Source organism: Mycoplasma aquilae ATCC BAA-1896 (assembly GCF_048074525.1).
Lineage (GTDB): Bacteria > Bacillota_I > Bacilli_A > Mycoplasmatales > Metamycoplasmataceae > Mycoplasmopsis > Mycoplasmopsis aquilae.
The window spans coordinates 548,355-561,762 of sequence record NZ_CP182208.1 but is presented as its reverse complement, the minus strand read 5'-3'; the positions used below and the strand labels follow the sequence as shown (position 1 = coordinate 561,762).

Here is a 13,408-nt window from a genome sequence, read left to right as displayed (position 1 = left end):
TAATAATTTTTTCATAATTCTGTTTATATATTTTTAAAAAAGTGGTAAAGAGTAAAACAAAACATCATACATAACATATGATGTAATGCTTAAAATAATTATTTCTTCTTTGTGAATGCTGCAATTAATCCAGTTATTCCAATTACTCCCGCAATAATTAATAATGGTAATCAATAAATAATGCTGTTATCAACATCATTGTTATCAGCAGGCGCTGTAACAGAGCTATTTGGTTCATGAGTTGTTCCGGCTTGTGGAGCTGGTTTTACTTCAGGAGTTGTCCCTGGAGTTGTTCCTGGTTGTGGCACTGGTTTTACTTCAGGAGTTGTTCCTGGTTGTGGTAAAGGGGTAGAAGGCTCTTTATCATTATTGAGTAAATTTTTAATGTTATTATTTAGTGCATCTTTTTGAGCATTGTAAAATTCACCTAACAATGTCTTATATTTTTGATTAAAGATGATATATCCAGGATATGTTGAAATATTTTGAGCTGCAGAATATTGGCTAACTAAGGCATTTAACTTGTTTAACTTATCTAAAAAAGTTTGATCGTTAATTGAATTAACTAGTGAGGTAAAGGCATGTAGATTTGTCTTAAGTTCATTTCATAGTTCAACAACTGTTGCATTTTCTTTTGCTAGTTGTGATGTTATATTGGATGCAACCGCATTAATAGCTTCGGGATCGCTAGTTATAAATAAATCATTGTTGGCATCGTAAACTTTTGCAAATTGTGCTTGTATGTTTTTTAAATATTCTTGGTTTGCTAAATATAATTCACTGCCATTATATAAGGATTGGTAAGTTTCAAAATCTGTATATCCATTAATTTTTAGTTGGTTAGCAAAATTATATTGTTGAAGTTGTTGCAACATAAAATAATTATTATTTATTTGATCAGTATCAAAATTATTTACTGCTTGATTTAATGAAGTTAATAGGTTTAATAATGCGCTAGCATTAGCGTTATTGCTAATTGCTGCAGATTGCTTATCTATTTCTTGCAAAATGGTTGGTGCTAATTTAGTTTTTAAAGTATTGTAATTTGTTTTGATATTTGCAAGCAATTGATTTCCACTTAAATTATTTACAGCTGTAGTTAAATTATTTAACTGAGTTTGAACTGAATCAATGTTAATTGATGAAGTTAAGTTCTTTACAAGTGAATTTATATAGGCTTTAGCATATAAATTCATTTTGTCAAAGTTTGCTTGTTCTTTCACTGTTGAAAATTGATATGCTTTTTTAACATTATCACTAAGTGCTTTTTGTTGTTCTGTTAGTGTTGTAGAGTTATCAGGATTATTAAAATCATTAATTTTAATTAAATTATCTATTTGGCTTAAATCATTTACAATCATGAGTTGTACATCACGCAGTTGTAACATCGTGTTATATCAATTATCAAAATAATAAACTTGTAGTGCACCAATAGCGTTTGAGTTGAGATCTTGAATTGCACTTGATTTTTGTAGTGCAGCATTTAAGCCAGTAATTTTACTAAATATTGCATTAGCTATTGGGGTTTGAATGTTCATCGCAACAACAGCAATAATTTGTTCAGCATTACTTAACAAAATAGGAACATATGTATTTTCATTATAAATTTTTAAATAATTTTGAACTTGTTTTAATATTTCGTTACATTGGCTTTCTAAATTATATTTATCGATATAACCATCTTGTTTAAGCTTGTTAAAAAAGATTGGTGTTTGATACATAACATATAGTGAAATATATTTTTCCATTAGCAGTGTTGCATCATTGTATGCACTTAAAGCAGTTTTAATATCTGTAATTTTGTTAATTTCTTCAAAAGTGCTTTTGGCTTCTTCTGCAGTGAAATATTTTTTTGAGATTTTTGAATTCATTGAGTTTAATAATCCAGTTTTAAGCTGAAAAGCTCAACTATTTATTTGCTCAGAAATATTATTTTTCATTTCTACTAATTTCTCATAAGTGTAATTGACTGAACTTGGTGTACCATAAGATAATGAATTAAAAAAGTTAGCTATTTGTTGCTGTTCTTGAGTTAATTGCATTCAAGCATTTCAATTTACAACATTTTCATCGAATGGTAATCTTTGATTTTGGTTAACAGTTTGCGCCATTGAATTTGAATCAGTGTATAGGCTGTATATTTCGAATATTACTTTATATATTTTAACTAGTTCAGGAATTGAATGTATGTCATCAACTGTTGAAATACATTCTTGAGCAAATAGTTGAAGAAAATATTGTTCATTAAATTCGACCAGTTGTTTATATTGCTTATCAACATAATCTTTAGCTTTCTTTTTTAATGTGTCATATTGCTGTGTTAGTGCAGTCATGTTATTATTTAAATCATCAGTTTTTGCACTTGTAATATTATTTAATAATGAATTAACTTGATTTTGAACATCTGTGATTTTATTTTTTAAGGTTGCATCATCATCTGGCAAAATATTATCTATATAACTTGCACTTATTTCATTTATTTCGCTTTGTGCTTGTATTAAAGCAATAATTGTACTTTTCAATGTATTTATTTGTTCTTGTGTTCCATTTGGAATAGCATTAATTGCTTTATTAATATTTTCTTTTTGTTGATTGGTTAAATTAGAATATTTTGCGATTTCTTTTTTGATTTCTTCCCTAGCAGCTAGCACATTTTGATCGGGACTATCATTTGTAGTTGTTGCTGATAAAGATATTAGTGTTGATGGTATAACAATTGCACTGCTGATTGCAGTACTAAGTATAATGTTTTTTAATTTCATAGTATTTACCTCATTCCATTTTTATTCTACTACTTATCTTTTTTCTTATTTTTGTAATTTATAGAAAAAAATCAGGCCAAATAGGCCTGAAATTAAGACTTATTAGTCAATTTACTCTTTTTATTTTTCTTTTTAAAATCATATCAAAATTTAAATATAAACCCAAATAGCACAAAAGCAAGATAAGAAATTAATGAAACAGTGTTTTTAATTCCTCAATCTTCGCCCAAGATTCAAGGCAAATAAAATAGTAATAATAGAAAGACAATAAATAATAAGTCTAAAATATAAATTATTTTTTCTCATAATGGAATTTTAGAAATACGTTTTTTATGTTCTAAAACAAAAGCAACATTAAAAGTAATTATGTCCTCTATAAATAAGGCTGTTGAACAAGCTATTATTGTTCCATCAAAAAACTCTTGCTTATGTTTTTCTTCCGTCATAAGTGAGGGAACGATTCATAAAATAACCATTGATATTAAAACGACAATAGTTGAAAAAACAATTGCATTTTTAAATTCATAATTTTTATTTCTTTTGGCTAGAAAATTAGGTAAATAACCATCTTCTGCCAGTGGGACTATTCTACGTGCTGTTGAAGCACTTTGGAATAATTTATAACTTAAATCATTACACAAGAACCCTATAATAAACAAGACTACACCCGCTGTTCCTAAACCATAGGTATAAATGTTGGCAATGTTTGGTCCAGATGAGCCAGTTTTTAAGTTTTCTGGCAAGAATAAGTAAAGGGTGAAAAAGATTAAATAAAAGGCAAATATTACTACGAATGAGATTATTAATATTTTTCTAAAATTCTTAAATTTAACATCCTTTACCATAGCAGAAACATCTTCAATCCCTGCAAAAGCATACATGAATAGTAATGTATAAGAAATAATTAAACGAGGTTGAACAGTATTATTTATTTTAGAATTAGGTGCAACATTGATTTGAGGCAATGTTGGCTCTTTAGCAACTGCAACCATCATAATTATTATGGCAAGTAGTAAAATGAATCATTTAAAACTTGAGGCTATATAAATGATTTTCTTATTAGTTTTTAATCCAATAGTTGATAAAGCAATAATTGCAATAAATAAAACTATTGATGCTACCCGCGTAATTCATATAACTAAATCATAATGTTGGAAGCTTTCTTTTGAGGGTAAAACGATTTCAATTGCATCAACTAAAAATAGTGGAGCTATTGCTGAAAGCAATGGAGTTTGTATGAATTGGTTTCACCCGACAAAAAACACTAAGTTATCTAAAAATTTATTTTTAGGTCTTGTGGCATTCTTTTTTGCTACTTCGTCATCAATATGACGTGCAAAAGAGTATGAACCACCATAATGGTCATTGTAAGTATTGGCTAGTCTAGAATAAGCTAGTGCTATTCCAAAAACACAAAATCCCGCTAATAATAGAACTAAATAGCCTCAATATGCTATTTTTAAAACAGTAGAAATAGTTGTGATAAAGCCAAGACCTACGACAAAGTTTATAGTAAAAAATGTAAAGCTTTTTTCTGTAAATTGTTTTTCCATAACTTATTTTTTGCTAAAAGCAATAATTTCGTTAGGTTCTTTTCCTTCAAAAATTACTTGATAGATTTCTTCGTAATTTTTTACAGGAATGTATTCTAATTTTTCTTTAATTTCAAGTGGAACATCTTTTAAGTTTTTAACATTTCCAGCTGGAATAAAGATACGTTTTAATCCTTTAGATGATGCTGCAAATGATTTTTCTTTTAATCCACCAATTTCGAGCACTTTTCCACGTAAAGTGATTTCTCCTGTCATACCAATTTCATTAGAAACTGCTCTTTGTGAAAGCGCTGAAATGATTGCAGTTGTAAATGTGACACCAGCAGAAGGGCCATCTTTTGGAACAGCACCTTCAGGTACGTGAATATGAATTGTATTTGACTCGAAATCAAATTTATCAACTCCGAAATGTTTAGCATTTGCTCTTACATAAGTTAAAGCAATTTGAGCAGATTCTTGCATAACTTCTTTTAAAGAACCAGTAAGTTTGATTTCTGATTTACCTTCATAGGTAGTTACTTCAATTGGTAATGTTGAACCACCAAATGAGGTGTAAGCTAATCCAGTTACAACACCTGGAAGATTGTCCTCTTCTTTTTCTTCATCTTTATATTTAATAACACCAAGTAATTCTTCTAAATCACTTATTTCGATGTTATATGAAGTAATAGCTGGGTCATTAAGTTTTTTAAGCACGATTTTACGAGCAATTTTATCTAGAGTACGTTTTAGTCCACGAACCCCTGCTTCCATTGTGTAGTGCTTAATAATAAATTCTAATGTTTCATCTGAAATTTTAAACATTCTTTTACCTAAACCTGATTGTTCAAGCACTTTAGGTACTAAGTATTTTTTAGCAATATTAACTTTTTCGCTTAGTGTATAAGCTGAAAGTTCGATAATTTCAACCCTATCTACAAGGGCAGGTGGAATGTTATCAAAATAGTTAGCTGTAGCAATGAAAATACATTTTGAAAGATCGTATTCATGTTCAAGGTAGTGATCTTGGAATTTTGTATTTTGTTCTGGGTCAAGTACTTCTAACATAGCACTAGCTGGATCACCTTTAAAGTCTGAAGCCATTTTATCAATTTCGTCAAGTAAAATAACTGGGTTTGATACACCGGCTTTTGTGATTCCTTTAATAATTTTTCCAGGCATTGCACCTACATAAGTTCTTCTGTGCCCTCTGATTTCTGATTCATCATGTACCCCTCCAAGAGAGATTTTAAGGAATTTTCTTCCTAATGCTTCAGCGATGGCTTTTGATAGAGATGTCTTACCTGTTCCTGGAGGACCAACTAAAGTTAAAATAGGAACATTGTTATATTTGTCTTGTAAGTTTTTACCATTTTCTTTAAATAAATCGTGGTCAATTAAGTATTCGTTGTCAATTACTGTATATTCATTATTATTTTTGTTTTGTTTCTTAGTATTAATTAATACAGCAAGATATTCAAGAATTCTTTCTTTAATTTCCTCTAATCCATAGTGATATTGGTCTAGAGTTTCTTTAACATGTTTAATGTCTAATAATTCACGTTGAACTTTTCTTCAAGGTAACTTTTTAAGAGTATTTGTGTAATTTTTAGAAATTGCAGCTTCAGGTGATGCCGGCATCATTTCTGAAGAACGTTTTTCTTCTTCTGAAATTAATTTAATAACTGATTCTGGATAAATTGATCTTAATTTTTCATCTTTAATAGTTTTAGTAAAGTCGTCCTCAACTACATCAGAACCCATTTCTTCAAGATAATCTTGTAATTGTTTAATTTTTTCTCTAACAATAAATTCTTGTTGTTGTTTTCCTAATTTTTGAGTAAGTTTAGTATTAATATCACTATTTACTTGCATTTGAGTGGTAATTAATTCTGTAATTTGAGCAATAATGAATTCAATTGGCCCTTGACGATCTTCGGTATAAATGTCAAGTAGGTCAAATTTAACTCTGAAACAAAGTGGATCTAAGAAGTTAATAATAGTTGACATTTCTTCATAAATATATTGATCTGATGATTTAGGTATTTTAGGATCGATATTAGTTAGAAAGATATTTTCAACTTCATCCATTGTATATCTTTTATTACCATAGCAGTGAGGTTTAAAAGTAACAAATTCACGGTCAATAAGACTTAATGGGTCTTCTTCTGTCATACCATTTGGGAATGGGTGCCCTGGAGTACTTAAATCTTTAATTGTTTGAATAAAAGTTTTAACAGCTTTTACATCTCGAGGTGTATTTGCAAACTCTCTTCATGGTAATAATGGAGGTAAGTCACGAACACCTTGTGCACCATATAGTGGTACTTCAAAGGTTTCACCATCAATTGTCACTTTATCTAATTCAATCGTTTGTAAAAGTGAGAAGTTTGAAAGTGGTTTGAAGGTAAATCTATAAATAAGTTGTTTATTATCATATTCCATTTTTATAGGTTTAACATAAACACATGGGCTCATTTTGAATTCGTATTCAGTAAGACCAGTTTCTTCACCTAAACGAAGCATATCAAAACAAATTACAATAGTGTTTTCACGATTCTCAATATCTAAGTGTTGGAAGAATTGATACAATCTTTCGAATTGTTTGTCATTGAATTTAGCTTCAATAACGCCAAAACCATCAACTCCAGTAATTTCTTTTGCGGACACAACTAAAGCAAAAGAGTTAGATGAACGTTCTAATATATGCTCATCTATTTGCGACTCCTCTTTTAGCATGTGATCAAATTTAGAAAAATAATTGATTCCTTCTAAAGCATCAATAAATTCCTCAGTTGATAGGTATTTATATTTTTTAGTATTAGATTTTTTTTGCATTTGGTTTCCTCTTTTCTATTTAATTACTAAATTAACGATTTTGCCTGGTACAAAGATTTCTTTAATAATTTCTTTTTCTTCTAACCATTTTGCAACAACTAGTTTAGCTTGAGCTAGTACTTGTTCTTTATTTGCACTTTTTGAAATATGAAGCTCTCCTCTGACTTTACCATTAATTGTAATTCCATAAGTAACTTCATCAAGTTCTAAAGCTTTAGTATCTATAGTGAAGTCTTTTAAGTTAACAAGGTTAAAGTACTTGTCAGAAATTTCTCAAGCAAAGTGTGGAATGAATGGCTCAAGAATGTTTAATAAGACATAAAACATTTCAGTTATTAAGTCAGTTCGAGTAATTTGATCATATTCATTTAAAGTTTCCATGGTTCATGAAACTAAAGTATTAAAAGCGTAATTATTATTTCGATCTTCGAATGTAGCGATTTGCTTTTGCATACCTAAGTATAACTTGTATCTAGCTTTCTTTTCTTCGCTTGTTAAACTTGCAACATCAATGTTTTTATAATTTGAATTTGTGTCAATTTCTTTTGAACGTTCAAATAAACGATTGATAAATTTAAAGCATCCTACTACACCTGAATCACTCCATTCAAGTTCTTTTTGAGGTGGAGCAGCAAACAAGATAAATAATCTAGAAGTATCAGCACCATAAGTTGCAATCATTTCACCTGGTTCAACTACATTGCCTTTAGATTTAGACATTTTAGCACCATCTTTTAGCACCATTCCTTGAGTAATTAGGTTGTTAAATGGCTCTCTGAAGTTTACAAGACCAACATCAGCTAATGCTTTAGTAAAGAATCTGGCATAAAGCAAGTGTAAGATAGCATGTTCAATTCCACCAATGTATTCATCTACTGAATTTCAGTATGCTAAATGTTGTGGTTCAACTGCATAGTCTTCTCTTAAATAAGTTGGGGTTGTATAACGCAAGAAATATCAACTTGATTCGAAGAAAGTATCTAAAGTATCTGTTTCTCTTTGAGCGTATTCACCACATTTTGAACATTTAACTAAACGCCACTCTTCATTTGTGTTAAGTGGGTTACCTTGACCGGTAAAAGTAACTTTTTCTGGTAAAAGTACAGGAAGTGAACTTAATGAAACGGGGTTAGTTCCACATTTGCTACAGTTAACAAGTGGAATTGGTGTTCCTCAATATCTTTGCCGTGAAATACCTCAGTCCCTTAAGTTATATTTAACTTCTGTTTCTAGACTTGAAGGATCAATAATTTGCTTATGGTCTAATTCGTAAGCCAAATTATTAAAGTCCATAAAAGCTTTTTGAGTTTCATTTGTTGCAGAAACTAATGTAACTTCTTTATTAGGATTATTTGAAGCAAAGTCTGAAATAATAACGGGTATTTCATGTTTTGAAAATGGGTTTAAAGCTACAAAAGGAGTTTTTAGCATAATTTTTTTAGAAAAATCTTTTTTAACAAAGTTAAGGTTGATCTCTTCTAATAATGCTAATTCATTTTGACCAAAGTAGTTAGCTTGTTTTAACTCTTCTACTAATGGGTGTTTATTAGAAATAGCGACATAATCAATATTTGAAATTGTAGTTAAGTTATTTTCATATGCTATTAGTTTAGTAGCAGAACTAAATTTATTTGCTGTTAAATCGAAAGTAAGTTTGTAATCTTCAGTTCTTCCAATTCAGTTCTTTTGCATTGTTAAAACTTGTTGAGGCCAGTGCCCTTCAAGTTGTTGCAAGTCAGCTAATAATTCATCAGCATAAGCAGTGATTTTTAAATAGTAAGTATCCATTTCTTTTTGGACAACTTCACCATCACATCTTCAGCATTTGTTATCTATAACTTGTTCATTGGCTAAAACAGTATTGTCATTTTCACATCAGTTTAATTGTGATTTCTTTTTGTAAATTAAGCCTTTTTCTCAAAGCTTAATAAATATGTATTGTTCTCATTTAGTGTAATCATAATCTGCGGTAATGCATTCATAATTTCAGGCAAATGAAATACCTAGTTTTTGAACTTCTTTGTCCATTGAATCAATGTTTTCATATGTTCACTTTCTTGGGTGAATTCCATGTTTGATAGCTGCATTTTCTGCTGGAAGTCCAAAAGCATCTCAACCAAATGGGTGTAGCACATTGTATCCTCTACGACGATAGTATCTTGCAATAGCGTCACCAATTGAATAGTTTCTAACATGACCCATATGTAATTTACCACTTGGATATGGGAACATACTTAAAATGTATTTCTTTGGAAGCGTAAAGTCTTCTTTTGGTTCAAAATAATTGGATTCTTGTCAATTATCTTGTCATTTTTTATCGATAAATTTAAAATCAAACTTATCCATTTTTACTCCTTTTGTTTAATAAGTATTTTTAGAGCTAATTTTATATATAAAATTAGTTTTATATTCTCATGTAATAAATATATAAATTATAATGCAATTTATTAATATGTTTGCTAAATTAAAAATAAAATATACTGTAAATGAGCCAATGTAGTAGTTGGGAATGCCTAAAAACAAGTATTTAAAACTATTGTCATAACTATTTGCCAATTCATTTAAGCTAAAACTCTTAATTAATGAGAGTATGTAAAAGTAAATCAAGTTGAATAAAAAAGTATTTAATATAGGCATAATAATACTTACTGCAAGGGCTGAAAGTATCATAACAAGCAGTACCTTAATTAGAGGAGAGCTAATTTTGGTCCAATTAACTACTCCATATAATAAATAAAAAAATCCAAAAAAGAACAGTTGTGAAACAAAAACAATGAAATTCCCTAAATATTCTATTCCGATCCCAGCATTCATTGTGATTGCAGAGCTAATTAAAGGCACAATCAAAAAACGAGAAAAACTTACAACGAGGGCAAAATTTAATCCTATATATGTAAAAACAATGAAAATGGGTATTAGCGATAAATTAAAACTTAAAAAGGAAGTAAATTTTAAAAATGTGCTTACTATCGATAGAATAATTGCAAGTGCTAACATAATTCCACTAAATGCGATTTTATAACTAGGTCTTAAAGCTCTATTCCAGCTAAATTTTAAGAAATTTTTCTTTGTATTATCGATGTTTTGAATTTTATTATCTGTCATATTTATTCCTTATTTTAAATTGATTCTTATTATATCTTTTATTGTAGAAATCTGATAAAAAAACTAAAAAGTATATTTTTTAGCCAAAAAAGTACATTTTTATCACTTTTTTATTTCAGCTAATTCTGGAATATTTAAATTACTAAAAAGTAATATAAAAGTCCAAAAATTATGGTATAAATTATTTGCAAGTATAAATGTAAAATTTAGTAAAATTTTAGATATTTTCAATATTAAAATATTAGAGGTTAGTATGAGTAAAATTACAAGATACGAAAATAACAAGCCTGTTTATGATAAGCAAGCTGCTCTAGAATATCTAGATGTTATTAATAATTTCTTACAAGATTACCTAGCAAAGTCAAAAGCTGAAGGCTTTATTGTTGGTATATCTGGAGGAATTGATTCAGCATTAGTTTATGCAATTGCGAAAAACTTAATGCCACAACGTACTTATGGTATTGTGATGCCAGTTGGTCAAATGCTAGAAAGCGATCTAAATGACATCGCTAAATTAGAAGCTACTTTTTATGACAAATTTGAAGTAGTAGATCTATCAAAGACGTTCAATGCAATTTATGAAGCTGTAGCAATAAGTAACCCACTTGCAATTGCTAACATTAAACCAAGACTAAGAATGACAACATTATATGCAAAAGCACAAGATAAAAATGCTTTGGTGCTTGGAACAGACAACCTAGATGAAACTTATATTGGCTACTTCACAAAATATGGAGATGGTGGAGTTGACTTACTTCCAATCTCAAGATTAACCAAAGGTGAAGTTCGTTTCTTAGCTCAATTGCTTAACGTTCCGCAAGAAATTATTCAAAAAGCTCCTTCAGCTGGGCTTTGAGAAAATCAAACAGATGAAAATGAACTTGGCTTTTCATATGCACAACTTGACTTTTACTTAGACAACATTGAAAATAAAGAATTAATATCTAAAGTTTTATCACAAGATATTATTGATAAAATTGAACACAAACATGCAATCTCTCAACATAAAAGAGATGCAATTTATAAACCATCAGAAATTAAATAAATATAAAGGAGAAATTATGGCAGGACACTCACACGCAGCCAATATTATGCACCGTAAAGGTGCCCAAGATGCAGCAAGAGGAAAAGTATTCCAAAAATTATCAAAAGAAATTTATGTAGCTGCACAAAAAGGATCAGATCCAGAATCAAACCCAGCTTTAAAACTTGCTATTGCAAAAGCTAAAGCAAAAAACATGCCAAAAGACAACATCGAAAGAGCTATTAAAAAAGCTGCTGGAGATAAAAACTCAAATGCATTCGTTGAAACAGTATTTAATGCAACAGTTAGCGGTGGTGCAACATTTATTGTTGTTACGCTTTCTGACAATTTAAATAGAGTTAAATCAAATATTCAAGCTTACTTTAACAAACAAAATGCAACACTGGGGAAAACTGGACAAATCCCATTTGCCTTTGACAAAAAAGGAATTATTGAAATTTCTAAACAATATGTATCAGAAGATGACATCATGATGGTCGCTCTTGAAAATGGAGCTGACGATGTTGAGGTTGCTGAAGAATCATTTGTTATTACTACAGCCCCTGAAAACTTCTCAGATCTAAAATCAGCTATTGAATCTTCATTAGGTGTTACTGAATATTTACAATGTGAAGTAACTTACTTACCAAATATGTATGTTGAATATGATGCTGAAAAAGAACAAAAACTTCTTGATTTTGTTGAAAAATTAAAAGATGATGATGATGTTCAAGATGTTTATCACAATATTGATGTTAAAGAAGAGTAATGTCTTTACAAGATTTATATCTTAGATTAACTGATTCTGTAGGGGGTAATCAATATTTAGCAACATTTATAGTAGTATTAGTAACATTGCTAATTTTGCTATCAATCCCAACCTTGCTTTCATTCATTTTACCTCTATTCCACAGACTCAAAGATCGCAAATTTAAAAGTTTTACATTTTACTTATATGCATTTTCAACAGGTTTCTTTATTGCTTTAGCTTTATTCGGATTTTTACGTGAAAGTATTGAAACTTCAAGCCACGGTGTGCTTGATAATTATCCAACTGCAGCTGAAAACAAAAATATTGTTTATGGATTTAATATTGCAACTGTAGTAACAGGACTAATAGTTGGATTACTTTTTTCATTCACATTAAAATTTGTTATTACTTATCGAATCAATAAAGCTTTGAAAAAAGACAAGAACATGAGTATTTTCGTTCATGAACATGGAAGTCACGAACATAACCATGGTACTGATCACACATTCTTAATGAAAAATGTTGAAAACTCACAAAAAGCAAATAAAAATAGTTTAGCTATTTTTAAAGATAAAACAGTATACAGGGGTGATAAATATATCCACCATCACGATCATGAAAATCACCATCATGATCATTCTCACCCCGACTATATTTTTGGACAAGAAGAAAATTTAGCTCAAGCAGAAGAAGCAATTATTTATAAAACTTCACCAAAAATGAAAGTTATTGCTTTACTTTTATTACTTACACATAGAATTCCAGAAGGAATCTTACTTGGATATAACTTATCTTTAGCTACGGAAGGAAAATTAAATAACCTTTCAACAGCTTACTTTATTTCATTGGTCCTTCACCTTTTCCCTGAAGAATCCATTTTTTACTTCAGATTAAGAGAAGCAGGATTTAGTAAAGTTAAATCACTATTGCTTTCCTTTTTAGGATTATCACTCTTCTTGCCATTTATGCTGATTGGAGCCTATGCAGGTGCCAAAATCAATGATTTATGATGATTAAAAGCAGGTATGTTTGCAGCAATTGCTGGAATTTTCCTATTTACTTCAATTGTCGAATTTATTCCAGAGTTCTATCACAACCATATTGAAAAGAAAAAATGATTCTTTATTCTTTTTTCATTATTCATCGGAATCATTGTAGCAGTATTTATTCTTTCTTTCCACTCTCACTAATGGAGTGGAATTTTTCTTTGCTTTTTCTACTTCAAGAAATCTTTTCCATTTGCTTCCATAAAAATTAAACAAATTTGAAAAGAATTTTTTTCAAAATTCCCATAGGGTAGCATTATTAGAATCTTGATTTTTTTAGATATTTTGAAAAAATAATAGTATAGATAAAAAATATGCGTTAAAGAACTATAAGTTTTTTAGTTTAAATC

At 29.4% G+C, this 13,408-nt stretch carries 8 protein-coding genes; 3 read left to right on the top strand and 5 right to left on the bottom strand.

Going from position 1 to position 13,408, the window contains the following annotated elements; all coding sequences use genetic code 4:
• Positions 1-98 precede the first annotated feature (98 nt).
• From ACM0IS_RS02375 to ACM0IS_RS02355, 5 genes are all read right to left on the bottom strand, one after another.
• On the bottom strand, positions 99-2,762 hold the full coding sequence (locus ACM0IS_RS02375; protein ID WP_416755892.1) for a hypothetical protein: 2,664 nt from the start codon (positions 2,760-2,762) through the stop codon (positions 99-101).
• A 92-nt stretch (positions 2,763-2,854) separates the two neighbouring features.
• The gene (locus ACM0IS_RS02370) at positions 2,855-4,315 is read right to left on the bottom strand and encodes an APC family permease (RefSeq protein ID WP_416755891.1); all 1,461 of its coding nucleotides are present in this window, start codon (positions 4,313-4,315) and stop codon (positions 2,855-2,857) included.
• Positions 4,316-4,318: 3 nt separating this feature from the next.
• A complete protein-coding gene (gene lon / locus ACM0IS_RS02365) occupies positions 4,319-7,132 on the bottom strand; it encodes an endopeptidase La (RefSeq protein WP_416755890.1) in 2,814 nt (937 codons plus the stop codon).
• A gap of 15 nt (positions 7,133-7,147) precedes the next feature.
• Positions 7,148-9,478: a class I tRNA ligase family protein gene (locus ACM0IS_RS02360; protein ID WP_416755888.1), complete on the bottom strand. Its 2,331-nt coding sequence runs from the start codon at positions 9,476-9,478 to the stop codon at positions 7,148-7,150.
• Positions 9,479-9,493: 15 nt separating this feature from the next.
• Entirely contained in the window at positions 9,494-10,237 is a 744-nt protein-coding gene (locus tag ACM0IS_RS02355) for an MPN527 family putative ECF transporter permease subunit (protein ID WP_416755887.1), read from the bottom strand.
• Positions 10,238-10,490: 253 nt separating this feature from the next.
• Here ACM0IS_RS02355 and nadE point away from each other — a divergent pair, with 253 nt between their 5' ends.
• The 3 genes from nadE to ACM0IS_RS02340 are packed head-to-tail and all read left to right on the top strand — an operon-like array spanning position 10,491 to position 13,202.
• Positions 10,491-11,282 carry an NAD(+) synthase gene (gene nadE / locus ACM0IS_RS02350; protein ID WP_416755886.1) on the top strand — a complete coding sequence of 264 codons (792 nt, stop codon included), beginning with the start codon at positions 10,491-10,493 and terminating at the stop codon, positions 11,280-11,282.
• A 16-nt stretch (positions 11,283-11,298) separates the two neighbouring features.
• On the top strand, positions 11,299-12,030 hold the full coding sequence (locus ACM0IS_RS02345; protein WP_416755884.1) for a YebC/PmpR family DNA-binding transcriptional regulator: 732 nt from the start codon (positions 11,299-11,301) through the stop codon (positions 12,028-12,030).
• Entirely contained in the window at positions 12,030-13,202 is a 1,173-nt protein-coding gene (locus tag ACM0IS_RS02340) for a ZIP family metal transporter (protein WP_416755883.1), read from the top strand. The genes ACM0IS_RS02345 and ACM0IS_RS02340 overlap by 1 nt, the downstream gene beginning before the upstream one ends.
• Positions 13,203-13,408 lie beyond the last annotated feature (206 nt).